Below are 24,766 nucleotides of genomic sequence, written 5' to 3'. Positions count from 1 at the left end.
GATTTCACGCCGCGCCGGGCTCCGCGAGTTCAACCCACGCCGGCGTGTGATCCGAGGGTTTTTCCTTGCCCCGCGGAGTGCGGTCAATGCCCGAGGCGAGCAGCCTGTCCGCGGCTTCGGCCGACAGCAACAGATGATCGATCCGTAGGCCTTCGTCCTTATTCCAGCGCCCGCTTTGGTAGTCCCAATAGCTGTATATGCCTTGTCGAGGATTGAGAACGCGGAACGAGTCGGTGAGTCCGAGATTGACCAGGGCGCGGTAATGGTGCCGGGATTCGGCGCGGCATAAGGCGTCGTCGGCGAAGCGAATGGGATCGTAGACATCGGCATCGGTCGGGCACAGATTGTAGTCGCCGCCGAGAACGAGCGGCTCTTCGAGGGCCAGCAGCCCACGAACGTGATCGGTCAGGCGTGCCATCCACGAGAGCTTATAGGTAAATTTCGGCGAATCGACCGGGTTGCCGTTGGGCAAATAGATCGATGCCACGCGAAGGCCGGCGGTAAACGCCTCGACATAGCGCGCCTGATCATCGTCGTCGTCACCGGGAAGCCGGCGCTGGGCGACTTCTATTGGGTGCTTGGAAAAAATCGCGACGCCGTTGTAGGTCTTTTGACCCACCGCTTCGACGTTGTAGCCGAGATCCTCGACCTCGATCAGCGGAAAATTTTCGTCGAGGACCTTTGTCTCCTGCAGCAGAACGACGTCGGGTGCGGCTTCCTTGAGCCAATCGAGAACGTTGACGATCCGTGCCTTGATCGAATTGACGTTCCAGGTCGCGATGCGGGTCATTGTCAATCCGCCGTCCGTTGCCAAGCCGGAAGTTTCGCAAACCTAACGATGCGGCGCAATGTCAGGCCGCATCCGACTCGCGGAATGGCCGATCAGATCGAGAAAGAGGTGCCGCAGCCGCAAGACGAGCTGGCGTTGGGATTTTGGACCGCGAAATAGGACCCGAGCAGTTCTTCGACGTAGTCGAGTTCCGAGCCATTGAGGAAATCCAGAGAAACCGAATCGACGACGATTCGGACGTCGCCTCGCTCGAAGACCTGGTCGTCCTCGTTGATCGTGTCGTCGAACGCGAACCCATATTGGAATCCGGAGCATCCGCCACCCGAGACCGAGACCCGAAGCATAAGGGTCGGATTGCTTTCGGCGGCGCGCAATTCCGCGATACGGCGGGCCGCGCTGGGGCTGATCGACATCCCGGTTGTTGGGGTCTCGGTGAGCGACATATTACATTTTCGCCTGTTGACGCGGTATTCGGTGTCCTGTCGTCGAGATAATCAGCAAAGACCGGTTTTTCAATATCGGGATAGGGTCAGCGCTTGTTGCCCGAAGTGCCACGGGCTATAGGGTCCGTCCATGACAACCTACCGAACGCTGGCGCCCTTTGCCAGTCACGCCGAACTGACACGCGGCCGGCTTTTCCCGGAAGTCGAGAGCACGAGCCGTACGCCGTTCCAGCGGGATCGGGACCGGATCATCCATTGCGCCGCCTTCCGCCGCCTGGAATACAAGACCCAGGTCTTCGTCAATCACGAGGGCGACCATTATCGTACGCGCCTGACCCATTCGCTCGAAGTCGCCCAAATTACCCGCTCGATCTGCCGAGCGCTGGGCCTTGACGACGATCTTGGAGAGGCGGTCGCTTTGGCGCACGATCTCGGCCACACGCCGTTTGGTCACGCCGGCGAAGAGGCTCTCGACGAAGTCATGCGCCCTTTTGGCGGTTTCGACCACAATGCTCAGACGTTGCGGATCCTGACCCGGCTCGAGCGGCGTTATGCGAATTTCGATGGGCTCAATCTGACATGGGAAACGTTGGAAGGCGTGGTCAAGCACAACGGACCGGTTTCAGAAAGCGAGGATAGGGGGCCGATTCCGGCGGCGATCACCGATTATGTGGCCGAACACGACCTTGAGCTGGCGACGTGGTGCGGTCCCGAAGCCCAGATCGCGGCACTCTGCGACGATATCGCTTATAGCAACCATGACATCGACGACGGATTGCGCGCCGGGCTGTTCGCGACCGCCGATATCGCCGATGTGCCGATGGTCGGCAGCCTTATCGACGATGTGCGCGACCGGTACGGCGATATCGAACCCCACCGTTTCATAAACGAAGTCGTTCGCCGGCTGATCACCCACATGGTCGACGATCTCGTTCAGGAGACGACCAGCCGCATCAACGAATTGGCGCCATCCACCGCCGCCGACATTCGTCGGCACATTAATCCGGTGGTCGGGTTCTCTGCGGAAACGGTGGCACAACTCGCGGTCTTGCGTGACTTTCTGTTCGCGCACATGTATCGACACCCCCACGTCAATGAAATGAGTGCGAATGCCCGGCGCGTCGTCGGCGCGTTGTTCGAGTTCTATATGAGCAATCCGTCCGCGCTGCCGCTGGAATGGCAGAGCCGATTTCAGCCCGAGGATATGCCGCGGCGCGCCCGATCAATCGCCGACTATATCGCCGGAATGACCGACCGATACGCTCTGGAGCAACATCGTTTGAACCTCGAATAATGTCTGTTTTCAGTAATTTCAATAAAGATCTTCTGTTGATACTTGAAGAATTGGCGGGTGATGGCATTTTGCCGGCGGGCCTCGACGTGGGGCGCGTGACGGTCGAGCCGCCGCGCGATTCCGCCCATGGCGACCTGTCGACGAACGCCGCCATGGTCTTAGCCAAGCAGGCCGGCATGAAACCGCGCGATCTGGCGGCGATGATTGTCGAGCGTTGCCGTGCGCTGCCCAATGTAGTGGAAGCGGAAATCGCCGGCCCCGGGTTCGTCAATCTGCGGGTCGCGGCCTCGGTGTGGCTGCACGAGCTCGAAATCATATTGCGCGAGGGGACCGCCTACGGCGAGTCCGACATGGGCGGCGGGGCCCTGGTCAATGTCGAGTATGTTTCCGCCAATCCGACCGGTCCGCTCCATGTCGGCCATGCGCGAGGAACGGTGTTTGGCGATGTGTTGGCGGCGCTGCTCGAAAAAACCGGCCATAAGGTCACCCGCGAGTACTACATCAATGACGCCGGCAGCCAGGTCGATACCCTGGCCCGGTCGGCTTATCTTCGGTACCGGGAAGCGCTCGGCGAGGATATCGGCACCATCCCGTCGGGCCTTTATCCGGGCGCCTACCTCGAAGTTGTTGGCCGGGCCCTGGCGGCGCGCGACGGCGATAAATGGCGCGATGTCGACGAGCAGGAATGGCTCCCGGTTGTCCGTGATTTCGCCATATCGGCGATGATGGATCTCGTTCGAGACGACCTCGCGGCGCTCGGCGTTCGCCAAGAGGTTTTTACCTCCGAGCGCACATTGGTAGACGAAGGCGCCGTCGACGCGGCGTTGGCCGCCCTGCAGGACCGCGGCCTGATCTATACCGGCGTGCTGAAACCGCCGAAGGGCAAAGCGCCGGAAGATTGGGAGCCGCGACCGCAGACCTTGTTCCGGGCGACGGAATTCGGCGACGATGTCGACCGGCCGCTCCGGAAATCGGACGGTTCGTGGACCTATTTCGCCAGCGATATCGCCAATCATTACGACAAGTACCGGCGCGGCTTCCGCGCCATGATCGATGTCTGGGGCGCCGATCACGGGGGCTATATCAAGCGCATGAAGGCGGCGGTTGCCGCGGTATCGGACGGGGAAGCCGAACTCGACGTCAAGATTTGCCAGATGGTCAACCTGCTCGACAACGGGGCGCCGATCAAGATGTCGAAGCGGGCCGGGTCCTTCGTCACCATGCGCGCCGTGATCGACGAGGTCGGCAAGGATGTCATCAGGTTCATCATGCTGACCCGGAAAAACGATGCGCCATTGGACTTCGATCTGGCGAAGGTCACCGAACAATCCCGGGACAACCCGGTATTCTATGTGCAATACGCCCATGCCAGGCATTGCTCCGTCATGCGTCAGGCGCGCGAAACCTTTCCCGACGCCGACCTATCAGACGCGGCGCTGGCCGGCGTCGACTTGTCGCCGCTCGGATCGCCAGAGGAGATGGCCTTGGTCAAGGCGATGGCGACCTGGCCGCGGGCACTCGAGGCCGCCGCCGAGGCGCATGAGCCGCATCGCTTGGCCTTCTACCTGTATGATCTTGCCGCCGCCTTCCACCACCTATGGACAAAGGGCAGGGACGATGCCAGCCTGCGATTCGTGAAGGCGGACGACATGCCGGCGACACTGGCGCGAATGGCCCTGGTGCGCGCGATGGCCATCGTGATCGCGTCCGGTCTGGAGGTGTTCGACGTGACGCCCGTGGAGGAGATGCGGTGACGTCCGAGGATTTTGACGATCACGCAGGGGAACCAACTACGTTCGAGGAAAGACCTCGCCGCCGCCGGGTATGGGTGGGCGTGCTCGTACTCGTCGTCTTCGCGGGGTTCGGTATCGGAATGTGGTATGCCTATACCGAGGGTATCCGCTATGGCAGCGAAAGCGTGGCGCCGGTAATCACCGCCGACGCGAAGCCGATCAAAGTCCGCCCCGAGGCACCGGGCGGCATGGAAGTGCCTTATCGCGATACCTTGGTCTACGGCAAGATCGCACCCGGTCCGGCCAAGGAAGAGGAAGCGCAGCTTGGGCCGGGCCCGGAAGAGCCAATCATCACACGCCGTCCCAAACCCATGCCGGAGTTGGCCCAGCCGGAGTCGAGTACCCTTCCACCGGTAGCGACCCCGCCCGCGACGACCGAAACAGCGAATGAAGATATTCCGAGCACGCCAGGTGCCAAGCCACCGCCGCCGGTCGTTGCCGAGTCTGGCGCCGCCGAAACGGCGAGCGTCGACGGGTCGACCCAACAGGGCGCCGAATTCGATCTTTCGCCGTTTCGGCTGCAGCTCGCTTCGATGCGATCGCCGGCCGCCGCCGCTGGGGCTTGGGACGCCCTGATTGGCAAGCACTATGATGTCCTGGCGGACCTCGAGCCGGTAATCCAGAAAATCGATCTCGGCGAGGATAAGGGCGTCTACTACCGCGTTCAAGCGGGTCCGATTGCCACCGAGGCCGAAGGGAAACGGTTGTGTGCCGTGTTGACCCAACGCAACGTCGGGTGTCTCGTGGTGCGGCGTTAGCATGGCTAGGCCGAAAGCGGTCATCTTCGGGTGCGGCGGTTTGGAACTCACCTCGGAAGAAAAGGCGTTCTTCCGCAGCGTGTCGCCGCTCGGTTTCATTATGTTCGCGCGGAATTGCGAAAGCCCGAAACAGGTCGCTGCGCTAACACTCGCCATGCGCGAATGCATCGACCGTTCCAGGGCCCCGGTCCTGATCGACCAGGAAGGCGGCCGGGTTCAGCGGCTGTCTCCCCCGCATTGGCGGGATGCTCCTGCGGCGGCCGTTTTTGGCCGCTTGGCGGCAATCGATAAAGACCGCGCCAAAGATGCGGTTCGTTTGAACGCGCGCCTCCTTGCCGCCGAGTTGCTGGCGATCGGCATCGATGTCGATTGCCTGCCCGTGCTCGACATTCCGGCCGCGGGATCCCATGACATCATCGGCGACCGGGCCTATTGCGACGATCCCTTGGTCGTCGCGGAACTGGGGCGCGCGGCATGCGAAGGGCTGATGGCTGGGGGCGTCACGCCGGTGATCAAGCATATACCGGGGCATGGCCGGGCGCGGGCCGACAGTCACAAGAGCCTGCCCCGCGTCGATGCGTCGAGGGCGGCGCTCGCGGAGACTGATTTTGTGCCGTTTCAGGCGCTGCGCGACATGCCTTGGGCGATGACCGCGCATGTCCTGTATGAGCAGCTTGATCCGACCATGGCGGCGACCCTCTCCAAGGTCGTAATCGAAGAAGTCATCCGCCGGGAAATCGGATTCGACGGTCTGCTGTTGACCGACGACCTCAGCATGGGTGCGCTCGCCGGTTCGATGGCCGATCGTACCCGGCTCAGTCTTGCCGCCGGTTGCGATGTGATTCTTCATTGCAATGGAGATCTGACCGAAATGCGCGAGATCGCCGATGAATGCCCGGAACTCGGCGCTGCGGGATGGGAACGCTACGAGCGTGGGACACGGCTGATCGGGGCTGCGGCCGATTTCGACGTTGCAGCGGCTTCCGCGGCGCTGGCCGACCTTTTGGGCTAAGGCTGGCATGATGGGGATAGATTTCGACGCCATTCTGACCGGGCTCTCGGTTTGGGCACTGCCGGTTATCATTGCCATTACCTTCCACGAAGCCGCCCATGGCTATGTCGCGTGGCGTCTCGGCGATCCGACCGCTTTCGTCAAAGGTCGGGTGACATTCAACCCGTTCAAGCACATCGATCCGGTGGGAACGATTCTCATCCCGGCGGTCTTATTGATCGCGCGATCTCCGTTCATCTTCGGCTATGCCAAGCCGGTGCCGGTCAATTTCAGCCGGCTCAAGCACCCGCGCCGGGACATGATCCTGGTCGCGGCGGCCGGGCCCGGTACCAATCTCGGGCTGGCGTTGATCAGCGCCGCCCTCATTCACATTATCCCGATATTGCCGCTGGAGTTCGGCCAGTGGGTGTTTGAGAATCTAAGAAATTCCCTGATTATCAATCTTGTATTGGCCGTCTTTAACATGTTTCCCATACCACCGCTCGATGGCGGCCGGGTCGCGGTCGGATTGCTGCCCGACGCCATGGCCTTCCGCCTGGCACGGCTCGAACGGGTCGGCTTGGTGCTCATCATCGGAATCCTATTTCTCGCTCCGATGGTCACCAACGCAATCGGCCTCGACTTCAACCCGATCGAATATATTATCCTCGTGCCGGTATCGTTCCTGGCGGAGATCATCTTGAATCTGGTCGGATTATCATAGGCTAACCATGGTTACGGACGAAGGATTCGGGCTTGAGACCGATTTTCAACCACCGCCGAACGAGGGCGGACTGGTGGTCGAATTGGGGGCCTATGAGGGGCCGCTCGATGTCCTTCTCGCGCTGGCCCGGGAGCAAAAGGTCGATCTCACCAAGATCTCGATACTTCGGTTGGCTGAGCAATACCTCGCCTTCATCGCTGCCGCCCGGGATCTTCGCCTCGAGGTGGCCGCCGATTATCTGGTCATGGCGGCCTGGCTCGCCTATCTGAAATCCCGGCTGCTGCTGCCGCCGCCGGACGACGACGGCGAACAGCCGACCGGCGCCGAGATGGCGGCTGCCTTGGCGTTCCAACTGCGCCGCCTGGAATCCATGCGTAACGCCGGCGCCGCCTTGTTCGAGCGCCCGCACCTGGGCCGCGACGTATTCCCGCGCGGCGAGCCCGAATCGTTTCCCGTGCTGCGCAGTTCGGTCTACGACGCGAGCCTGTTCGAGCTCCTGAAATCCTACAGTTTGCAGCAGCGCCGGACCACCGGTGGGACCTACAGCATTTCCGATCCGGTCATACTGTTTTCAATCGAGGAAGCGCTCGTTCGATTGACCGAAAAGCTTGACTCCATGCCGGATTGGGCGACGCTTTCGAGCTATCTGCCGAAGGGCCTGGCCGACCCTCTGACTCGAAGGTCGGCGGTCGCCGCGACGTTCGGGGCCAGTCTCGAATTGGCAAAATCAGGCCACGTGCAGTTACGTCAGGACAAACTCTTCGGCCCAATCTTCGTGCGGGCGAAACGGACATCGACATGAGTGAAGATCACGAACACCTGCGCCTGATCGAGGCGATACTCTTTGCCGCTGCGGAACCGGTCGATGCACGGACGATCGCGTCGCGCCTGCCCGAGGGGACGGACGTCGATGCGCTGATGAGGGAGCTCGAATCGCTCTATGCCAATCGCGGGGTCAACGTGCTGCGGCGCGATGGCCGATGGGCGATTCGGACGGCGCCGGATCTCGCACCACTTCTGCGCACGGAAACTGTCGTTAGCCGCAAGCTGTCGCGGGCGGCCGTGGAGATCTTGGCAATCATCGCTTACCACCAGCCGGTTACGCGCGCCGAAATCGAGGAGATTCGGGGCGTGCAGATTAGCCGGGGCACCCTGGACACACTCCTCGAGAGCGGCTGGGTAAGACCGGGCCGGCGGCGGCGCACACCGGGTCGCCCGGTAACCTGGGTCACGACCACCGGATTCCTCGATCATTTCGGCCTCGAAGGGCTCGACGATCTGCCCGGGATCGAGGAACTCAAGGGCGCCGGTTTGTTGGATTCGCGGCCGGCCATCGAGACCGTCGCCGGTGTTTCCACCGGACCCGATCCGGACGAGCATCCGAGCGGTGCCGACGACATCGGGGAAGTCGACGAGTTTGAGGACGATTTCAATCAAGCGCTGGGAGAAGAGTCCTAGCCGAGGCCGTTGATTTCCTGCGAAATCACTAACTTGTATATGCGACGCATTCGCAATAATATGCAGCACCTCTTACGGTGACCGGACCCGCCATGTTGCACCAAACAAAAGAACCGACGGCGTGACTGAATCGACCGACCAGGTGCAGGCTCGGTTCATGCCCGCGCGGGGCCGCATCGAGTTCAGGCCATGGACGGTGTTGATCCTGCTGATCGCGTTCATGGTCGCCGTGCCGGTGCTCGTCGTCGCGGCCTTCGTTTTGGTACCCAGCGGGGATATCTGGCAGCACCTCGCTTCGACGGTGCTTGCGTCCTATGTGATCAATTCGCTGTGGCTGATGATCGGGGTCGGGGCCGGCGTTCTGGTCCTCGGCGTGGGCACGGCGTGGCTCGTGACCATGGCTGATTTTCCCGGCCGGCGTCTGTTCGAATGGGCATTGTTGCTGCCCTTGGCGGTTCCCGCCTACGTGATCGCTTACACCTATACCGGCCTGCTCGATTACGCGGGACCGGTGCAATCGGGACTTCGCGACGTGTTCGGCTGGACCTCGGCTCGAGACTACTGGTTTCCCGAGATACGGTCCCTCGGTGGTGCCATAGTCATGATGACCCTGGTGCTGTACCCCTATGTTTATCTGCTCGCCAGATCGGCTTTTCTCGAGCAATCGGTCTGCGCTCTGGAAGTCAGCCGAACACTTGGTTGCAGCAGCCTGCGTAGCTTCCTCCTGGTCGCCATTCCGCTGGCGCGGCCATCGATCGTCGCCGGCGTTGCCCTCGCCCAAATGGAGGCGTTGAACGATTTCGGCACGGTTCAGTACTTCGCCGTCGACACCTTTACCACCGGGATCTATCGTACTTGGTTCGGTCTAGGCTCCCCGGCGGCCGCGGCACAACTCGCCGCCGTCTTCATGCTCTTCATGCTGGTGCTGATCCTGTTCGAGCGATGGCACCGAAGGGGCGCGCGTTTCCACCATGCGACAGTGACTTACCGGCCGCTGCCGCGACGCGAACTGGACCCCGGCCGCCGCGCCCTGACTTTCATGGCATGCTTGGCGCCGGTCGCCTTCGGGTTTCTCATTCCCTGCGCTGCTCTGACGGTGTGGACAATCGAAACATTTGACAAGACCGTCGATGCCCGGTTCTTCAAGCTTGCCCTTCACTCGTTGACCCTGGCGACAATCGCCTCGGCTTGTGCGGTCCTGTTGGCTGTAATCATGGCCTATGGCAATCGCCTGCGGCCGGGACGGGTAACCGAACTGGCGATCCGCGTGGTCGGAATGGGGTATGCGATTCCAGGCGCGGTCGTCGCGGTCGGTGTGCTCCTGCCCTTCGCCGCGATCGACAACTCGGTCGATACCTGGATGCGGGCGATCTTCGGCATATCGACGGGTTTGCTGCTGAGCGGCACCCTGTTTGCCGTGATTTATGCTTATCTGGTGCGGTTTCTGGCGGTTTCGGTCGGGACCGTTGAAGCCAGCTTGGGCCGCGTGACGCGAAGCATGGACGGCGCGGCGAGGACCCTTGGCGCCGGGACCGTGGGTACCTTGTGGCGGGTTCATGCGCCGATCATGTGGAGCAGCCTGTTGACCGCCGGCCTTCTGGTGTTCGTCGATGTCATGAAGGAACTGCCGGCGACCCTTATTATCCGCCCCTTCAACTACGATACGTTGGCGATCCGGGTTTTCGAACTGGCCTCGGATGAGCAACTCGCCGAATCTTCGAGCGCCGCGCTGGCCATCGTCCTTGTCGGTATCGTGCCGGTCGTGATCCTGAGCCGGGCGATCGCTCGTGCCCGCCCGGGCGACCACCATGGCTGAGCTGGATTCGCGCCATCCGGCTTTGGTGGTCGAAAACGTCGACCATCGATACGGCGACATCGTCGCGGCCGATGACGTTCATCTCGCGGTGGCGCCTGGGCAAGTGGTTTGTTTGGTTGGACCGTCGGGGTGCGGCAAGACGACTCTGCTTAGGCTCATAGCGGGGCTCGAGGACCTGCAATCGGGACGGATCATGATCGGCGGCCGGGAAGTGGCGGGACCCGGTCATCTGCTGCCGCCGGAGGAGCGGGGCGTCGGAATGCTGTTCCAGGACTACGCCCTGTTTCCGCATCTCTCCGTCGCCGACAATGTCGCTTTCGGATTACGAAAGATTGCCGCCGCACAACGCAAGGCGCGTGTCGACGACGTGCTCGACCAGGTTGGCATGCTCGATTATTCCGCTGCCTATCCCCACACCCTGTCCGGTGGGCAGCAACAGCGGGTGGCGCTCGCCCGGGCGTTGGCGCCATCGCCAAAGGTCATGCTGCTGGACGAGCCTTTTTCGGGCTTGGACCAGCGTCTCAGGGAGCAAGTTCGCGACCAAGCTTTCCATGTGTTGAAGGATAGCGAGGCGGCGACATTGATGGTGACCCACGATCCCGAGGAAGCGATGTTCATGGCCGATTTAATCGCCGTCATGCAAAACGGTCGGCTGGCCCAGATCGGAACACCGATCGAGATATATTTTCATCCAAATTCGGCTTTCGTCACCGAGTTCTTCAGCGAGGTGAATAGCATCGAGGGCGTCGTTGCCGACGGCCGGGTAGCCACGGCGGTCGGCACCATCACGAGCGATGGACTGGCCGAAGGTACGGCGGTCGATATCTTGATACGGCCCGAAGCAATTCGTATGAGCCGGGTCACTGACGGCGGTCCGGAGTATCCTGCCAAAGTGCTGGAATCGCGTATTATCGGACGTAGCAGCCTGATACATCTCGAAATTTTCCAGCAAGGCGGGCCATCGCTCCACCTTCACAGCCGCGTGCCCGGCAAGTTTCTGCCCCAGGAGAATGAAATCGTCGGTATCGACTTGGATGTCGATCAAGCCTTTGTTTTTTCGCGGGAAGAGCCACATTAACTAGGCACGACCGTTGCGGCACGGCGGCTATTTTGCGATTATCCGCCGCCAAACGGCAGTTATAAGGTTTCTTGGAGAGTTTCAATGAGTATCGGTGTATGGCAGGTCGTCCTTATTCTGGTCATTGTCCTCATCATATTTGGTGCCGGCAAATTGCCGCGCGTGATGGGTGATGTCGCGAAGGGCGTCAAGAATTTCAAAAAGGGCATGAACGAGGAGCTGACCGACGACGAGGACAAGCCCGAAGCGGTCAAGGCGGAGCAGGTCGAGGCGGCCCCGGATCCGGTCGTTGTGAAGAAGGACGAAACCGCCTGAACTTAGCGCCCGGTCGCGTCTCGCGGTTTTATCGTCCAGGAGCGGATCCATGTTCGATATCGGCTGGACAGAAATGCTGGTGGTCATCGTGGTCGCGGTGATCATCATCGGTCCCAAAGACTTGCCGCGCGCATTGCGTACGGTCGGCCAGTGGGCGGGGAAGGTGCGCGCGATCGGCCGCGACTTTCAACGCGGTCTTGACGACATGATCCGTGAAACCGAGCTCGACGAAATGAAAAAGCAGCTCGATGCCACGCGCCAGCTCGATATCAAGAAGGAGATCGAGAACACGATCGACCCGACCGGGTCGATCAAGGAGGCGATGCAGCCGATCAAGATCCCCGACGGTGATTCGAATACGTCCGAAGGAGCGAGCGCCGACCAGCCGGATTCCGAACCGAAGGACGTGGCCTCAGTCGCGAACGCCGACCAGCCGGATTCCGAACCGAAGGACGTGGCCTCAGTCGCGAGCGCCGACGTCAAGACCGGAACCTAGAGCCCTTTCTATGAACCCCGAGTCAATTCTGTTTCGCATCCGGCGCGCCGGTCCGCAAGGAAGTTCGAGCAGCGCGATGCCGAAGCATCGGGCAAGCTTGCTGACGCCGTGGTCGGCCGCCGGATGGAAACCCTACGGGACGAGCGCTTTTGCCCGCCGTGAGCGTCGCTCGTCGCTCGATATGCTCCGGCATGTCATCGCTCCTCGCTCCTGCCCGACGGCCAAAACCGCTCCGTCAGAATGGCTCCGAGTTCATAGAAAGGGCTCTGGACAGTGAGCGAAAAGCTGGCCGAAATCGAGGGCATCGAAGAATCGAAGATGCCATTGCTCGATCATTTGATCGAGTTGCGCAATCGGCTGATGTACTCGGTGGCGGCGATCTTCATCGCCTTTCTCTTCTGCTATTACTTCGCCGACGAAATTTACGGATTCCTGGTCCAGCCGTTGGCGGATGCAATGGAGGGGCAGGAAAACCGGCGGTTGATTTACACCGCGCTCCATGAGGCCTTCTTCACTTATGTCAAGGTCGCCTTTTGGGCCGCCATTTTCATTTCCTTTCCGATTATTGCCAGCCAGGTTTGGATGTTCATCGCGCCCGGCCTCTATCGGCACGAGCGCCGCGCCTTCCTGCCATTCCTGGTCGCCACACCGGTGCTTTTCTTTGCCGGCGGCGCCTTGCTTTATTACCTTGTGATACCCCTGGCCTGGCGGTTCTTCCTCGGCTTCGAAACCACCGACGTAAGTCCCGGCTCGTTGCCGATCCAACTCGAAGCCAAGGTCAACGAGTACCTGTCGCTGGTGATGCGGCTGATCTTCGCCTTCGGTCTGAGTTTCCAATTGCCGATCGCCTTGACGCTGATGGCGCGGGTTGGCATCGTCAGCGCGGACGGGCTCGCCGCCAAGCGTAAGTACGCACTCGTCTGCACATTCGTTGCCGCGGCAATTCTGACCCCGCCGGACATCATCAGCCAAGTCGGGCTCGCGCTGCCGATCATCGTGCTCTACGAGATATCGATCCTGATGGCGCGCATCGTCGAGAAGAAGCGGGCCGAGCGGGAGGCGGAGGAAGAAGCCTAAAGCTGTTATCGTCGTGTGCTGGACGCCATCGGCGGCAAGGCTTATAACGCCCGCGACCGCCGACCAACCGCCAGCACGACACCTGTCATGTTCGATCTCAAATGGATACGCGAGAACCCCGAAGCCTTCGATGAGGGGCTGGTCAAACGGGGCTTGATGCCGCAATCGGCCGTCGTGCTCGAGATCGATGCGCACCATCGCGCACTCGTCACCGCGCTCCAGGAGATGCAGACGCGTCGCAATGAGGCGTCGAAGCAGATCGGTGCCGCCAAGGCGCGCGGTGAGGATGCGGCGGCACTCATGGCCGAGGTCGCCGCGCTCAAATCCGATATGCAGGCCAAAGACGTCGAGGTCCAAGCGGCGCAGGCGAGATGCGACGAGATCCTTCAGGGCCTGCCCAACCTGCCCGCCGCCGACGTCCCCGTTGGCAGTGACGAAACCGCCAATATCGAGGTTAGACGGCACGGCGAAGCACCGGCGTTCGATTTCGCCCCAAAGCAGCATTTCGAGATCGGCGAGGCGCTCGGACTGATGGATTTCGACGTTGCGGCAAAGCTCGCCGGTGCCCGGTTCGTCGTCATGCGCGGAACGCTCGCCCGCCTCGAGCGCGCGCTGGCCCAGTTCATGCTCGACGTTCACACCAATGAATTCGGCTATACGGAAATGAGCGTGCCGATTTTGGTCCGCGACACCGCCCTGTTCGGCACCGGGCAACTGCCAAAATTCGCCGACGACCAGTTTCGCACCACCACGGACCATTGGCTGATCCCGACCGCCGAGGTCCCGCTGACAAATCTGGTGGCGGGTGAAATCCTGGACGCCGCCGATCTGCCGATTCGGGTAACCGCGCATACTCCCTGTTTCCGTTCCGAGGCCGGCGCCGCCGGCAAGGACACCAGGGGCATGTTGCGCCAGCACCAGTTCTACAAGGTCGAGCTGGTCAGTGTCGCTCATCCAGACGAGTCGGATGCGGAGTTGGATCGGATGACCAACTGCGCCGAGGAAATTCTGAAGCGGCTCGATCTGCATTATCGCGTCGTCGTGCTGTCGACCGGCGACATGGGATTCGCCGCCCGCAAGACCCATGACTTCGAGGTGTGGTTGCCCGGACAGGGCACTTTTCGTGAGATTTCCAGCTGTTCCAACTGTGGCGATTTCCAAGCTCGCCGCATGAAGGCCCGGTTCCGCCCGACGGGTGGCAAAGGCACCCAATTCGTTCACACGTTGAATGGGTCGGGGATCGCCGTCGGGCGGGCGCTCATTGGCGTACTCGAAAACTATCAGCAGGCCGATGGGTCAGTGGTCATTCCGGAGGTTCTCCGCCCTTATATGGGCGGACTCGAGCGCTTGGGGGCGGTCTCCGTATGACGTCGACGGGCCGGCGAATCCTGCTGTCCAACGACGATGGCTTCGATTCGAGCGGGCTGAAGCTGTTGGAACGGATAGCGCGAGGTCTTAGCGACGACGTGTGGGTCGTGGCGCCGGCGTTGGAACAGAGCGGCTCGGCGCATTCGCTGACCCTGCGGCGCCCCCTGCGTATCCGCCGCGTATCCAAACAGCGCTATTCGGTCGACGGTACGCCAACCGACTGCGTCCTCCTCGCGGTAAAGCACATTCTCCTCGACCACCCGCCCGACTTGGTTCTGGCGGGGATCAACAGGGGCGGAAATCTCGGCGAAGACGTCACCTATTCCGGCACCTTGGCGGCGGCGATGGAGGCCACCCTGTTAGGAATCCCAGCGATTGCTCTCAGTCAGCATCGTGACGGGCGCGGCCCGACGATGTGGAAGACCGCCGAACGATTTGCGCCCGAGCTCCTGCATAAACTGATCGATACGGGGTGGCCGCCGGGCGTGTTCATCAACATCAATTTCCCGGCAATCAGTGCCGACAAGGTGTCGGGCGTCGAGGTCGGGTTTCAGGGCCGCCGCAAACTGGGCGATCATCTGGAGGAGCGCATCGATCCGCACGGTCGTCCTTATTATTGGATCGGGCCGTTGCGACGCGAGGAGGCGTCGCGCAAGGGGTCCGACCTAGCCGCGATCGAACGGAATGCCATCGCGGTTACGCCGCTGCACCTGGATCTCACCCATCGTGCAACGTTGAGAGACCTCAAGAAGGTCCTCAGTTGAGCCTCGACGCGCGCAAGATCCGTTTGATCATGGAGCTTCGCCAGTCCGGTATCGGGGACACGCGTGTGCTCTCGGCGATCGAACGAATACCACGCGAAAAATTCGTGCCGGCCTCCTTCGCCGATCGGGCATACGAAAACACCGCTTTGCCGCTTCCCCACGGGCAAACGATCAGCCAGCCCTACATCGTAGCGCTGATGTCGCAAGCGTTAGAGTTGGGTCCGCGCATGAAAGTGCTCGAGCTCGGCACCGGGTCCGGCTACCAGGCGGCGGTGCTGTCGAAGTTGTGCCGCCGGGTCTATTCCGTGGAACGCATCCGGTCCCTTTTGCGGGAAGCCGAACGCACATTTACCGAGCTGCGGATATACAATATCACCACTCTGCATGGTGACGGGGCGCGCGGATGGCCCGATCTGGCGCCTTTCGAGCGGATGATCGTGACCGCCGCGGCAAGCGAACCCCCGGCCGAGCTGATCGATCAGCTCGGCGTCGGCGGGATCATGATCATTCCGCTTGGGCGTAAGGGCGCCGACCAAGAGCTGATACGAATACGACGGACGAAGGCGGGTTTCGATGAATCAACCTTGTGTCCTGTTCGATTTGTCCCCTTGATTCGAGACGCCGAGCGCCAACATAATTGAGCGTGGGTTGGTCGGGGGGTTCAACATGAGGCAGAACAGCTCATGTCCAACCCTCGTTTGGGTTACATCCGTGTCCCCTTTCTTGCCGTAGTCATTTTGACGGCGGCGACCGTGCTGTTGTCGGGTTGCGGCTTGTTCGAGGACGATGCGCGGCCGACGACCGCCCCGGCGACCCTCGGCGGCCAGCCGTCGAACCCCGGTTATCACGTGGTCAAGACCGGCGACACCCTGTCCAATATTGCCCAGCGCTATGATCTCGGCCTCGGCGAAGTGGCTGCGGCCAATGACCTGCAACCGCCTTATGCGCTCAGCGTCGGCCAATTCCTGATTCTGCCGCGCCCGAACGTCTATGAAGTTCAACGAGGTGACAATCTTTACCGGATTGCGGTCGAAAACGGCTTGGAAATGGACATGCTGGCGTCGGCAAATGGAATTGCGGCGCCGTATACGATTTATCCGGGGCAACGCTTGATTCTGCCCGATAAACCTCAGACGCCGCCGCTGGCCGGCGGTCCCGGGCAATCGGCCACCACCGGCGTCGCGAGTTCGCCCCAGTCGGTGCCGACGATCCCGCCGGCGGTCGTCACACGGAACGATTTGCCCGGTATCGCCACTGTCCCGGTGTCGGGATCGTCGGGTACCGCCGCCAACGATGCCGCGAACGCGCCGCGGGTCGATACACCGCCGCCGGTGTCGAAGCCGCAAGGCGCCTCGACCGACCTGCCAAGCCCGCCTGCGGCGCTCCTGTCGCCGCCGCCGCAACGACAACAGCAGACGGCCAGCGCGGCGAACCCGCCGCCGCTCGCCCAAGGCGGCTTCTTGTGGCCGGTGCGGGGCGACGTTGTGTCGACCTTCGGCCCCAATTCCGGCGGTCAGCACAATGATGGGATCAACATCGCGGCGCCCCGCGGGACACCGGTCGTGGCCGCCCAAAGCGGGATCGTCATCTATGCCGGCACCGAGATCGAGGGTTATGGCCAGTTGTTAATCATCAAGCACGCCGATGGCTGGTCGACGGCCTACGGCCACAACGACGTGCTTTTGGTGCGGCGCGGCGACCAGGTGGCCCGCGGCGAAGCCATCGCCCGCGTCGGCAGCACCGGCGACGTCACATCGCCGCAACTCCATTTCGAGATTCGCCGCTCGGCAAAAGCGATCGACCCGATCGGCCATTTGGGCTGACGCCGGTATCGATTAGTCCAGCCGTTTGCCGAGGCGGCCCGCCAAATCCTGAATGAATTGCCAGGCGACCCGGCCCGACCTGGCGCCACGCGTGACCGACCATTCGTTGGCCTCGGCAGCCAATTTCTCGGCGTCGATATCCAAGCCATAGTGATTGGCATAGCCGGTTACCATGGCCAAGAACGTTTGCTGGTCGCAGCTGTGAAAACCGAGCCATAACCCGAACCGGTCGGAGAGAGAGACCTTTTCCTCGACCGCCTCGGATGGGTTGATCGCCGTCGATCGCTCGTTTTCGATCATTGTCCGCGGCATGAGGTGGCGCCGGTTCGATGTGGCGTAGAAGATGACGTTGTCCGGGCGGCCCTCGATGCCGCCCTCGAGCACGCCTTTCAGCGATTTGTATGACGTGTCGTCGCCGTCGAAGGACAGGTCGTCGCAATAAAGCAGCCATCGCCGATCCGAGTCGCGCAACGTCGCGAGGAGGCGCGGCAGCGACGTAACGTCCTCACGGTGGATCTCGATTAGACCGAGAATTCCGGGCTCGTCGGCATCGACCGCCGCGTGGATCGCCTTGACGAGGGAACTCTTTCCCATCCCGCGGGCGCCCCACAACAAGGCATTGTTGGCCGGTAGCCCATGGGCGAAACGACGCGTGTTGTCGAGCAGCAGGTCGATCTGGCGGCTAATCCCGCACAACAACGAAAGGTCTATCCGGTTCACCTTGAGGACCGGTTCCAGTCGTTCGCTTTCGGCATGCCAAATGAACGCGTCGGCCGCATCGAGGTTGGCGCGGTCGGGAGGTGCGGGGGCCAGCCGCTCGAGCGCGTCGGCGATACGGGGCCAATCCGGACTGGGATCCTTATCGCTCATATTGCGGAAATCATTGGTTGAGGCGGCGGCGACCCTATCCCGCGTATTCCGGGGGGTCAATAAATACGATTGAAAACAAGGCACCGGTTCCGCATATGTCTCGGGCGCGGCTGCGCTTGCAACTCGGACGCGGGGCGCTATAGTCGCGGCGGTTTTTTTGACACTTCCTCGACAGGATATTCGTTCATGTTCGTTTCTCCCGCTTATGCCCAGGCCGCAGAAGCCGACGGCGGAGGTATGCTGGTCAGTTTTCTCCCGCTGATACTCATTTTCGTCGTTTTTTATTTCCTGCTTATCCGTCCCCAGCAGAAAAAAATGAAGGATCACAAGGCGATGCTCGCCGATGTCGGCCGCGGTGACCGTATTGTCACGGGCGGTGGGATCATTGGCACCGTGACCAAGATTTCCGGCGACAGCGAATTGACGGTGGAGATCGCGCCCGAGATCAAGGTCAAGGTGGTCCGGGACACGGTGACGCAGATCATCGATAAGAAGGGTGCCAAGCGGGTCGCGGATGACGACGACGATGACGTTAGCGACGACGAAAAGGTCAAGAGCTGAGCGGCCGGTCGTATCTCATAGATTAGCGGCGGATCGCGCCGATGGTTAATATCCCGCGCTGGCAAATCGTATTGGTGATTGTCGTATGCGTGGTCGGTATCGCCTTTGCGATACCAAACCTGTTCAGCCGCCAATTTGCCGAAACCCTGCCGGATTGGCTGCCGCACAAGCAAATCAGTCTTGGCCTCGACCTACAGGGTGGCTCGCACCTGCTGCTCGAGGTCGAAACCGGCGTCATAATCGAGGAAGAGCTCGAATCCGTCGTCGACGAAATTCGCACCCAAATGCGCGCGGCCCGGCTGGGTTATACCGGCCTCGGCGCGTCGGGCACGACGGTGTCGTTCACGGTGCGTGATGTGGCCGACATGGCCGAGGTCGAGGAACTCGTCCGCGAGCTAGCCGGCGCCCTCGCGGAAGGGGGATTCGTCGCCAATATCGTCGGCAGTCTCGGCCAAACGCAGGCCGCCGCCCTGGAAATCGAGTCGACCGAAGACGGCGAATTTCGGCTCATCCTGACCGAGGCGATGATCGCCGACCGCAAGAACAGGGCGATCCAGCAATCCCTCGAGGTCATCCGCCGCCGCATCGACGAATTGGGTACACGTGAACCGACGATTCAGCGCCAGGGCGAGGAACGGATCATCGTCGAGGTGCCAGGTGTTGAGGATCCCGAGGACCTGAAAGCGCTGCTCCAGGCGGAAGCCAAGATGACCTTCCACCTCGTCGATCACACGGCCACCCCGCAGGATGCGATCGCGGGGCGGGCGCCGCCAGGCTCGATGATCCTGCCGAACGATGACGACGAAGCGGGCAACATTCCGATCGTCGTGAAAAAGCGCGTCGTCGTCAGCGGCGACCATCTCATCGATGCCCAACCAACTATCCAGGATGGCCGGCCGGTGGTCAGCTTCCGCTTCGACACCGTGGGCGCGCGGAAATTCGGCGAGACGACTCAGCAAAACGTTGGCCGCCAATTGGCTATCGTCCTGGATAAGAAAGTGATCAGCGCGCCCGTGATCCGCGACGCCATCCTTGGTGGCAATGGAATTATCACCGGCACATTCAGTGTCCCCGAAACACAAGAACTGTCTCTGCTCCTGCGCGCGGGCGCCTTGCCGGCGCCGTTGAAAATACTGGAAGAAAGGACGGTGGGGCCCGGCCTGGGCGCGGATTCCATCGCCGCCGGCGAGATTGCGGCGATTATCGGCATGATCATGGTGGTGGTCTTCATGGCCGCGGCCTATGGCCTGTTCGGCGCCATCGCCGACGTTGCGTTGATTATGAACATCATCCTCATCGCCGGGGCATTATCCCTGCTGCAGGCGACATTGACCTTGCCCGGCATCGCCGGAATCGTCCTCACGATCGGAATGGCGGTGGACGCCAACGTCCTGATATTCGAACGTATCCGGGAAGAGGCGCGGTCCGGGCGGACGCCGATCTCTGCGATCGACGCCGGCTACCGTCGCGCGTTGACGACGATTATCGACTCGAACGTTACGACGCTGATCGCTGCCGTGTTGCTGTTCCAATTCGGTTCCGGCCCGATACGCGGGTTCGCTGTCACGCTGTCAATCGGCATCCTGACCTCGATGTTCACCGCGATCATGGTTACGCGTCTCCTGGTCGTCGGCTGGCTGCGCCGCAAGCGGCCAGCCGCATTGCCGATATAGGAAGCGAGGGCATGGCCAGGTTTCAGATCGTCCCGCCGGGCACCAAGATCCCGTTCATTCCCTACCGCAAGGTCTTTCTGACCTTTTCCGTGCTCTTGGTTCTGGCGTCGGTCGGACTTTACCTGGCGCGCGGACTGAATTTCGGGATCGATTTCGAGGGCGGCATCCTGATGGAGGTGCGCACCGAGGGCGCCGCCGATATCCCGGCGATGCGGGATTCGCTGGGGAGCCTTGGCCTCGGCGAGATCAACCTGCAAGAATTCGGCCAGCCGACCGACGTGCTGATTCGCATTCAAAAGCAAGAAGGCGGCGAAGAGGCCCAACAAATCGCCATCGAAACGGTTCGGGAATCGCTCGGCGACACGGTCACCTATCGCAGAACCGAGTTCGTCGGGCCCAAGGTCGGCGAGGAACTGAAGCAAGCCGGCATCTTGGCCGTGCTCCTGTCGATCGCCGGCATGCTGCTTTACATCTGGTTCCGCTTCGAATGGCAGTTCGGTATTGCGGCCGTCATCGCCTTGAGTCACGACGTTCTCAGCACGATCGGAATATTCGCGCTGCTGCAGTTGGAGTTCAATTTGGCGACGGTGGCGGCAATTCTGACCATCGCCGGATATTCGATCAACGATACGGTCGTCGTATTCGACCGTATTCGGGAGAACCTGCGCAAATTCAAAAAAATGGTTCTTGCCGATGTTCTCAACCGCAGCATCAACGAGACGCTGTCGCGCACGGTGTTGACCAGTGTGACGACGCTGTTGGCGCTGCTGGCGTTGTTTACGCTCGGTGGTCCGGTTATCCGGGATTTTAGCTTTGCCATGATCTGGGGCGTCGTGATCGGCACCTACTCGTCGATCTGTGTGGCTGCACCGCTACTGCTCTACATGAAGCTGAAACGCACCGTATTCGAGAGCGATGAGGACGACACCCCGAAGACGGTGGAGGTGGGTTCCGAGCCGGTCAAGAAATGACCGATCTGACGCCCGCCGTTCCGGAAGGCCGCCAATTCATTCAGGGTTATGGGGACGGAAGGTTTCGTATCAGCGGTGTCGTTCACGACGGCTCGGTGATCGTATTCGCGGATATCACGATGCCATGGGACGCCGGCCGGTATTCGGACATTTCGATTGATGGGTTGCGGCTGGTCATCAGTCGAGCGGCAGAGATCGATATTTTGATCGTTGGCTGTGGCCCCAAGTTCAAGCCGTCCCCGCCCAGCATCGCTCACGAATTCTCGGCCGGCCAAATCGCGCTCGAAATGATGGACACCGGTGCAGCCTGCCGGACCTACAATCTCCTCCTCGCCGACGGCCGTCGCGTTGCCGCGGCCTTGATCGCGGTCGACTGATCGCGGCCCAAGAAAGCGGGGCCATCGAGGCCCCGCCATGGTCACGATCTTCTTGAGTCTAGCTGAAACCGCCGTTCTGCGCGGCGACCATGCAATAGAGCATGGGGATCGATAGCAGCGTGTTGATGCGCGAGAACATCTTCGCCGTATTGGCCGCGTCGGCCTTGGCGTCGGCGTCGACCTCGACCATGCCCAGCGCCTTTTTCTGGTTCGGCCAAATTATGAACCAGACGTTGAACCACATGATCGCACCCATCCACATGCCGAGGCCGATCGGCGTGCTGACGCCGCTGTCGGTCAGGCCGATGAGGACGGCATCGAGCAGATAGCCGTTCATCAGTGCCAGGATTAGGCCGGTGACGAGTGTCGACATCGCGCCCCAGCGGAACCAGAACAGGGCAGCCGGTGCGATGACCTTGCCGATGGCCGGTTTCTGTTCGTCGGGGATGTTCCCCATATTGGGGATTTGAACGAAATTGAAATACCACAGCAGACCGATCCACATGACGCCGCTGAGGACATGAAGGTAGCGGAAGAAGAAAGCCCACCAGGCGTGATCAAGGCTCGGTCCACTCACCGTGATCCCTACCAGGACCAAGATAATAACCAGGAGCAGGACACCGGCGAGGATCGTGTTGGTCAAACTGTTGAGAATGGGAGCCATTGCGCGCTTTGCCCTATTGTTGGCCGTTTCGGCTACGCTACCACAATATATCGTGGATTTCATGCGATTTACCGCAACAAATTGATTCTGGACTCGGTCCGGAACCCGATGCGGCGCGCCTTCGAGAAGAAATTAAGATCGTCGCGGCGATTTGTGAAGTATTTGACTGATGCCAATTCGCAGGGTCGTGGCTTTCCGACTTTGGCTTTCTCCAATGCCCGTGGCAATACTCCATCCGGCATTGCAATGATGACCATTGGACTCCCCGCTTATGGCTGCTCCGATCCATTGCGCGGACCTTGTCCGGAAGTTGGACCGTGACCGGTTCTTAACCGCCCAATTCGCGCCGCCCGAGCGCCGCGACGACCTATTTGCGCTCTATGCGTTCAACGTTGAAATTGCCAAGACCCGCGAAGTGGTAAACGAGCCGATTCTCGGCCAGGTACGGCTCGAGTGGTGGCGCGAGACCGTCGAGTCGCTGTTCGCCGGCCAGCATCGCCATCATCAGGTCGCCGACGCGCTTGGCCGCGCAATCGAGAACAGAAGCCTCAACCGCGCGCTGTTCGACGGGCTGATCGACGCGCGAGAATTCGATCTCGACGGCGGCCCGCCGGCGACGATGGCCGAGCTCGAACGTTATGCCGAACGGACCTCGGCCAATCTTACGCTGTTGGCGTTGCAGGTGCTGGGATTTGACGACGGCGTGCCCGCTCTCGCGGGGCACCATGTCGGCGTCGCCTGGGCCTTTACCGGACTCCTCCGTGCGGTTCCGTATCATGCCCGACACCGCCGGCTCTATCTGCCGCAAGATATGCTGGCCGGGGCCGGAATCGACCAAGAGGAGCTATTTGCTGGCCGCGCGCAGCCGGGGCTTTCAGCCGTTGCAGCCGCCGTCGCGCAAAAGGCAGAGGAGCATTTGGGCCAGGCGCGCGGGCATCGTGATGTTCCACGCCACGCGCTGGCGGCTTTGCTGCCGGCGGTATTGGCAACCCACTATCTGGACCGCATGGCCAGGGTCGGCTATGACGTCTTCGACCCTGGCTTGGCAACCGGCGGCGTTGGCCGGCTCGTAAAACTCTGGCTGCACGCCCGCCGTGGTCGATTCTAGTCCCCACTCACGATATTGCCGCCGCGCAGGGATTTCGTGCCAGAAACGTTTGAGGATATAGGCAAGGTCGGCGCACGCCGCGGCCACGACGGGGATCCGATGGACGGACTCAGCGACGAAGAGCTGATGGTACGGGTCGGCGCGGGGGACCATGCGGCTTACGCGGTGCTCGTTGACCGCCATCTCGGTCGTTGCACCGGTTTCGCGCAGCGGATGCTGGGAACCCGTCACGATGGTGAAGAAGTCGCACAGGAGGCGTTCTTGCGAGTGTGGAAACAAGCTCCGATTTGGCGCCAGGACGGTGCCAAGTTCACGACTTGGCTCTACCGGGTGGTGCTCAACCTCGGCATCGACCGCAAACGACGCCCGGTTCAGGCCCCGCTCGAAGCGGCGGGCGATCCGCCCGATCCCAATGCGGACGTGGCGATGAACGCCGAACGCGCCGATCAGGGCCGGCATATGGCGGTCGCCGTGTCGCGCCTTCCGGAACGGCAACGCGCCGCCCTGACGCTTTGCTACTACCAGGAAATGAGCAATGCCGAGGCGGCGACGGTCATGGGGTTGACGGTGAAGGCGGTCGAATCGCTTCTGGTTCGGGCGCGGCGGACATTGCGCGATGATCTCAAGGCCGTGATCAAGGATGTGGAGTCAGTTGGATGATGACATTGGAGAGGTTCAAGAGTTTGGCTGCGGCCTATGGTGCCGAAATCGGACGGTGGCCCGGCGAGAGCCAGGACGAGGCCCGCCGCCTGATCGCGCACTCGGCAGAGGCGCGCGCCGTTGTATCGGCGGAAGCCGATCTTGATCGACTCCTGGCGACTTGGCAGATCGTCGAGCCGTCACCGGATGTTGCGCGCCGTGTCCGCGAGGCCGCGCGCATCTCGCCGCAGCATGGCGGTGCACCGAAGTCGCAGAACAAAGGGTTGGGCCATTGGTTGTGGCCGCAGCTCGCCAGCGCCGCCGCCGCCGCCGTTCTTGGATTCGCCCTCGGATGGAGCGGCCTTTGGTCCGCCGACTCGAGCATGGCCGAACCGATTGATCTCAGCGCCTATGTGGTCGGCGTCGACGTGGAGGAGGATATGAACAATGACTCTTAGCCGACGATGGGCCCTAATCCTCGGTCTTCTGCTGGCCTTGTCGCTGGCGATGAACTTTTTCGTCGGCGGGCTCGTCGCCGGCCGGGCGATGGGGTTCAAGACGGGTCCTTTCTCGGGACAAATCGGCGGCGGACAGCTCCTCCAATTTACCCTCAAGAGAATCGCCAAGGCGCTGCCGGCGGACGAGCGGCCGATTCTGCGACAGACCCTCCGGTCTCATCGCGCTACGATCGAGGCGCGCCTTGCCGGTCTTCGCGATGCTCGCCTGGTCGTTGCCGAAAGTCTGCGCCAGGAACCATTCCAACCGGCTCAACTTAATGTCGCGCTGGCTGAACTCCGGTCGAGCCAGGCGGCGCTCCAGGAGGGGATCATGACGGCGCTCGCCGAGGCGGCCGGCAAGCTTTCGCCGGAGGGCCGGCGCGCGCTGGCCGAGTGGGGGGACCGGAGCCGTTAGGCG

General features: G+C 61.6%; 28 protein-coding genes. 24 read left to right on the top strand and 4 right to left on the bottom strand.

Annotation, left to right across the window (positions count from 1 at the left end; genetic code table 11):
* Positions 1-4: 4 nt before the first annotated feature.
* A complete protein-coding gene (gene xth / locus GY791_06670; GenBank protein MCP4328104.1) occupies positions 5-790 on the bottom strand; it encodes an exodeoxyribonuclease III in 786 nt (261 codons plus the stop codon).
* Positions 791-882: 92 nt separating this feature from the next.
* Positions 883-1,233 carry an iron-sulfur cluster insertion protein ErpA gene (gene erpA / locus GY791_06665; GenBank protein ID MCP4328103.1) on the bottom strand — a complete coding sequence of 117 codons (351 nt, stop codon included), beginning with the start codon at positions 1,231-1,233 and terminating at the stop codon, positions 883-885.
* Between the two features lie 130 nt (positions 1,234-1,363).
* Between erpA and GY791_06660 the strand changes: the two genes are divergently transcribed.
* From GY791_06660 to GY791_06585, 16 genes are all read left to right on the top strand, one after another.
* Positions 1,364-2,527: a deoxyguanosinetriphosphate triphosphohydrolase gene (locus GY791_06660; protein MCP4328102.1), complete on the top strand. Its 1,164-nt coding sequence runs from the start codon at positions 1,364-1,366 to the stop codon at positions 2,525-2,527.
* Complete coding sequence (locus tag GY791_06655) at positions 2,527-4,281, top strand: arginine--tRNA ligase (GenBank protein MCP4328101.1); 1,755 nt, start codon at positions 2,527-2,529, stop codon at positions 4,279-4,281. The genes GY791_06660 and GY791_06655 overlap by 1 nt, the downstream gene beginning before the upstream one ends.
* The gene (locus GY791_06650) at positions 4,278-5,078 is read left to right on the top strand and encodes a hypothetical protein (protein ID MCP4328100.1); all 801 of its coding nucleotides are present in this window, start codon (positions 4,278-4,280) and stop codon (positions 5,076-5,078) included. Before GY791_06655 ends, GY791_06650 begins: the two co-directional genes overlap by 4 nt.
* A gap of 1 nt (position 5,079) precedes the next feature.
* Positions 5,080-6,090, top strand: a complete 1,011-nt coding sequence (gene nagZ / locus GY791_06645) for a beta-N-acetylhexosaminidase (protein MCP4328099.1) — start codon at positions 5,080-5,082, stop codon at positions 6,088-6,090.
* Between the two features lie 10 nt (positions 6,091-6,100).
* Positions 6,101-6,793, top strand: a complete 693-nt coding sequence (locus tag GY791_06640) for a site-2 protease family protein (protein ID MCP4328098.1) — start codon at positions 6,101-6,103, stop codon at positions 6,791-6,793.
* A gap of 7 nt (positions 6,794-6,800) precedes the next feature.
* Entirely contained in the window at positions 6,801-7,595 is a 795-nt protein-coding gene (locus tag GY791_06635) for a segregation/condensation protein A (GenBank protein ID MCP4328097.1), read from the top strand.
* Positions 7,592-8,251 (top strand): SMC-Scp complex subunit ScpB, encoded by a 660-nt coding sequence (gene scpB, locus GY791_06630; GenBank protein MCP4328096.1) that lies wholly within the window; start codon positions 7,592-7,594, stop codon positions 8,249-8,251. Before GY791_06635 ends, scpB begins: the two co-directional genes overlap by 4 nt.
* A 157-nt stretch (positions 8,252-8,408) precedes the next feature.
* A complete protein-coding gene (locus GY791_06625; GenBank protein ID MCP4328095.1) occupies positions 8,409-10,067 on the top strand; it encodes an iron ABC transporter permease in 1,659 nt (552 codons plus the stop codon).
* A complete protein-coding gene (locus GY791_06620) occupies positions 10,060-11,145 on the top strand; it encodes an ABC transporter ATP-binding protein (protein ID MCP4328094.1) in 1,086 nt (361 codons plus the stop codon). The genes GY791_06625 and GY791_06620 overlap by 8 nt, the downstream gene beginning before the upstream one ends.
* A gap of 84 nt (positions 11,146-11,229) precedes the next feature.
* Positions 11,230-11,460 carry a twin-arginine translocase TatA/TatE family subunit gene (tatA, locus tag GY791_06615; GenBank protein MCP4328093.1) on the top strand — a complete coding sequence of 77 codons (231 nt, stop codon included), beginning with the start codon at positions 11,230-11,232 and terminating at the stop codon, positions 11,458-11,460.
* Positions 11,461-11,509: 49 nt separating this feature from the next.
* On the top strand, positions 11,510-11,956 hold the full coding sequence (tatB, locus tag GY791_06610) for a twin-arginine translocase subunit TatB (GenBank protein ID MCP4328092.1): 447 nt from the start codon (positions 11,510-11,512) through the stop codon (positions 11,954-11,956).
* A gap of 318 nt (positions 11,957-12,274) precedes the next feature.
* A complete protein-coding gene (gene tatC, locus GY791_06605; protein ID MCP4328091.1) occupies positions 12,275-13,033 on the top strand; it encodes a twin-arginine translocase subunit TatC in 759 nt (252 codons plus the stop codon).
* Between the two features lie 87 nt (positions 13,034-13,120).
* Entirely contained in the window at positions 13,121-14,401 is a 1,281-nt protein-coding gene (serS, locus tag GY791_06600; GenBank protein ID MCP4328090.1) for a serine--tRNA ligase, read from the top strand.
* Positions 14,398-15,165: a 5'/3'-nucleotidase SurE gene (gene surE, locus GY791_06595; GenBank protein ID MCP4328089.1), complete on the top strand. Its 768-nt coding sequence runs from the start codon at positions 14,398-14,400 to the stop codon at positions 15,163-15,165. The genes serS and surE overlap by 4 nt, the downstream gene beginning before the upstream one ends.
* Positions 15,162-15,806: a protein-L-isoaspartate(D-aspartate) O-methyltransferase gene (locus GY791_06590; protein ID MCP4328088.1), complete on the top strand. Its 645-nt coding sequence runs from the start codon at positions 15,162-15,164 to the stop codon at positions 15,804-15,806. Before surE ends, GY791_06590 begins: the two co-directional genes overlap by 4 nt.
* A gap of 42 nt (positions 15,807-15,848) precedes the next feature.
* Positions 15,849-16,988 (top strand): peptidoglycan DD-metalloendopeptidase family protein, encoded by a 1,140-nt coding sequence (locus GY791_06585; protein ID MCP4328087.1) that lies wholly within the window; start codon positions 15,849-15,851, stop codon positions 16,986-16,988.
* A 12-nt stretch (positions 16,989-17,000) separates the two neighbouring features.
* Here the strand turns inward: GY791_06585 and GY791_06580 are convergent, their stop codons facing one another.
* Positions 17,001-17,858, bottom strand: a complete 858-nt coding sequence (locus GY791_06580) for an ATP-binding protein (protein MCP4328086.1) — start codon at positions 17,856-17,858, stop codon at positions 17,001-17,003.
* Positions 17,859-18,044: 186 nt separating this feature from the next.
* On the opposite strand from GY791_06580, the gene yajC reads away from it, so the two are divergent.
* From yajC to GY791_06560, 4 genes are read left to right on the top strand one after another with little or no spacing between them, the layout of a single operon-like run.
* Positions 18,045-18,419 (top strand): preprotein translocase subunit YajC, encoded by a 375-nt coding sequence (gene yajC, locus GY791_06575; GenBank protein MCP4328085.1) that lies wholly within the window; start codon positions 18,045-18,047, stop codon positions 18,417-18,419.
* A gap of 41 nt (positions 18,420-18,460) precedes the next feature.
* Positions 18,461-20,092, top strand: a complete 1,632-nt coding sequence (gene secD / locus GY791_06570; GenBank protein ID MCP4328084.1) for a protein translocase subunit SecD — start codon at positions 18,461-18,463, stop codon at positions 20,090-20,092.
* 11 nt (positions 20,093-20,103) lie between these two features.
* A complete protein-coding gene (gene secF, locus GY791_06565) occupies positions 20,104-21,063 on the top strand; it encodes a protein translocase subunit SecF (GenBank protein ID MCP4328083.1) in 960 nt (319 codons plus the stop codon).
* Positions 21,060-21,440, top strand: a complete 381-nt coding sequence (locus tag GY791_06560) for a hypothetical protein (GenBank protein ID MCP4328082.1) — start codon at positions 21,060-21,062, stop codon at positions 21,438-21,440. Before secF ends, GY791_06560 begins: the two co-directional genes overlap by 4 nt.
* Positions 21,441-21,498: 58 nt before the next feature.
* On the opposite strand, the gene GY791_06555 is transcribed toward GY791_06560, so the two are convergent.
* Positions 21,499-22,104 (bottom strand): hypothetical protein, encoded by a 606-nt coding sequence (locus tag GY791_06555; protein ID MCP4328081.1) that lies wholly within the window; start codon positions 22,102-22,104, stop codon positions 21,499-21,501.
* A 271-nt stretch (positions 22,105-22,375) separates the two neighbouring features.
* Here GY791_06555 and GY791_06550 point away from each other — a divergent pair, with 271 nt between their 5' ends.
* The 4 genes from GY791_06550 to GY791_06535 are packed head-to-tail and all read left to right on the top strand — an operon-like array spanning position 22,376 to position 24,763.
* A complete protein-coding gene (locus GY791_06550) occupies positions 22,376-23,212 on the top strand; it encodes a squalene/phytoene synthase family protein (protein ID MCP4328080.1) in 837 nt (278 codons plus the stop codon).
* 36 nt (positions 23,213-23,248) lie between these two features.
* A complete protein-coding gene (locus GY791_06545) occupies positions 23,249-23,872 on the top strand; it encodes an RNA polymerase sigma factor (protein ID MCP4328079.1) in 624 nt (207 codons plus the stop codon).
* Positions 23,869-24,309 (top strand): hypothetical protein, encoded by a 441-nt coding sequence (locus tag GY791_06540; GenBank protein ID MCP4328078.1) that lies wholly within the window; start codon positions 23,869-23,871, stop codon positions 24,307-24,309. The genes GY791_06545 and GY791_06540 overlap by 4 nt, the downstream gene beginning before the upstream one ends.
* Entirely contained in the window at positions 24,299-24,763 is a 465-nt protein-coding gene (locus tag GY791_06535; GenBank protein MCP4328077.1) for a periplasmic heavy metal sensor, read from the top strand. The genes GY791_06540 and GY791_06535 overlap by 11 nt, the downstream gene beginning before the upstream one ends.
* Positions 24,764-24,766 lie beyond the last annotated feature (3 nt).

Source organism: Alphaproteobacteria bacterium, assembly GCA_024244705.1.
Lineage (GTDB): Bacteria > Pseudomonadota > Alphaproteobacteria > JAAEOK01 > JAAEOK01 > JAAEOK01.
This window is presented reverse-complemented; position numbering and strand designations above follow the sequence as displayed.

What these genes read in the sequence shown, in the direction of transcription:
- xth (MCP4328104.1), bottom strand. Translation starts at nt 790, where the DNA reads ATGACCCGCATCGCGACCTGGAACGTCAATTCGATCAAGGCACGGATC.
- erpA (MCP4328103.1), bottom strand. Translation starts at nt 1,233, where the DNA reads ATGTCGCTCACCGAGACCCCAACAACCGGGATGTCGATCAGCCCCAGC.
- GY791_06660 (MCP4328102.1), top strand. Translation starts at nt 1,364, where the DNA reads ATGACAACCTACCGAACGCTGGCGCCCTTTGCCAGTCACGCCGAACTG.
- GY791_06655 (MCP4328101.1), top strand. Translation starts at nt 2,527, where the DNA reads ATGTCTGTTTTCAGTAATTTCAATAAAGATCTTCTGTTGATACTTGAA.
- nagZ (MCP4328099.1), top strand. Translation starts at nt 5,080, where the DNA reads ATGGCTAGGCCGAAAGCGGTCATCTTCGGGTGCGGCGGTTTGGAACTC.
- GY791_06640 (MCP4328098.1), top strand. Translation starts at nt 6,101, where the DNA reads ATGGGGATAGATTTCGACGCCATTCTGACCGGGCTCTCGGTTTGGGCA.
- GY791_06635 (MCP4328097.1), top strand. Translation starts at nt 6,801, where the DNA reads ATGGTTACGGACGAAGGATTCGGGCTTGAGACCGATTTTCAACCACCG.
- scpB (MCP4328096.1), top strand. Translation starts at nt 7,592, where the DNA reads ATGAGTGAAGATCACGAACACCTGCGCCTGATCGAGGCGATACTCTTT.
- GY791_06625 (MCP4328095.1), top strand. Translation starts at nt 8,409, where the DNA reads ATGCCCGCGCGGGGCCGCATCGAGTTCAGGCCATGGACGGTGTTGATC.
- GY791_06620 (MCP4328094.1), top strand. Translation starts at nt 10,060, where the DNA reads ATGGCTGAGCTGGATTCGCGCCATCCGGCTTTGGTGGTCGAAAACGTC.
- tatA (MCP4328093.1), top strand. Translation starts at nt 11,230, where the DNA reads ATGAGTATCGGTGTATGGCAGGTCGTCCTTATTCTGGTCATTGTCCTC.
- tatB (MCP4328092.1), top strand. Translation starts at nt 11,510, where the DNA reads ATGTTCGATATCGGCTGGACAGAAATGCTGGTGGTCATCGTGGTCGCG.
- tatC (MCP4328091.1), top strand. Translation starts at nt 12,275, where the DNA reads ATGCCATTGCTCGATCATTTGATCGAGTTGCGCAATCGGCTGATGTAC.
- serS (MCP4328090.1), top strand. Translation starts at nt 13,121, where the DNA reads ATGTTCGATCTCAAATGGATACGCGAGAACCCCGAAGCCTTCGATGAG.
- surE (MCP4328089.1), top strand. Translation starts at nt 14,398, where the DNA reads ATGACGTCGACGGGCCGGCGAATCCTGCTGTCCAACGACGATGGCTTC.
- GY791_06585 (MCP4328087.1), top strand. Translation starts at nt 15,849, where the DNA reads ATGTCCAACCCTCGTTTGGGTTACATCCGTGTCCCCTTTCTTGCCGTA.
- GY791_06580 (MCP4328086.1), bottom strand. Translation starts at nt 17,858, where the DNA reads ATGAGCGATAAGGATCCCAGTCCGGATTGGCCCCGTATCGCCGACGCG.
- yajC (MCP4328085.1), top strand. Translation starts at nt 18,045, where the DNA reads ATGTTCGTTTCTCCCGCTTATGCCCAGGCCGCAGAAGCCGACGGCGGA.
- secD (MCP4328084.1), top strand. Translation starts at nt 18,461, where the DNA reads ATGGTTAATATCCCGCGCTGGCAAATCGTATTGGTGATTGTCGTATGC.
- secF (MCP4328083.1), top strand. Translation starts at nt 20,104, where the DNA reads ATGGCCAGGTTTCAGATCGTCCCGCCGGGCACCAAGATCCCGTTCATT.
- GY791_06560 (MCP4328082.1), top strand. Translation starts at nt 21,060, where the DNA reads ATGACCGATCTGACGCCCGCCGTTCCGGAAGGCCGCCAATTCATTCAG.
- GY791_06555 (MCP4328081.1), bottom strand. Translation starts at nt 22,104, where the DNA reads ATGGCTCCCATTCTCAACAGTTTGACCAACACGATCCTCGCCGGTGTC.
- GY791_06550 (MCP4328080.1), top strand. Translation starts at nt 22,376, where the DNA reads ATGGCTGCTCCGATCCATTGCGCGGACCTTGTCCGGAAGTTGGACCGT.
- GY791_06540 (MCP4328078.1), top strand. Translation starts at nt 23,869, where the DNA reads ATGATGACATTGGAGAGGTTCAAGAGTTTGGCTGCGGCCTATGGTGCC.
- GY791_06535 (MCP4328077.1), top strand. Translation starts at nt 24,299, where the DNA reads ATGACTCTTAGCCGACGATGGGCCCTAATCCTCGGTCTTCTGCTGGCC.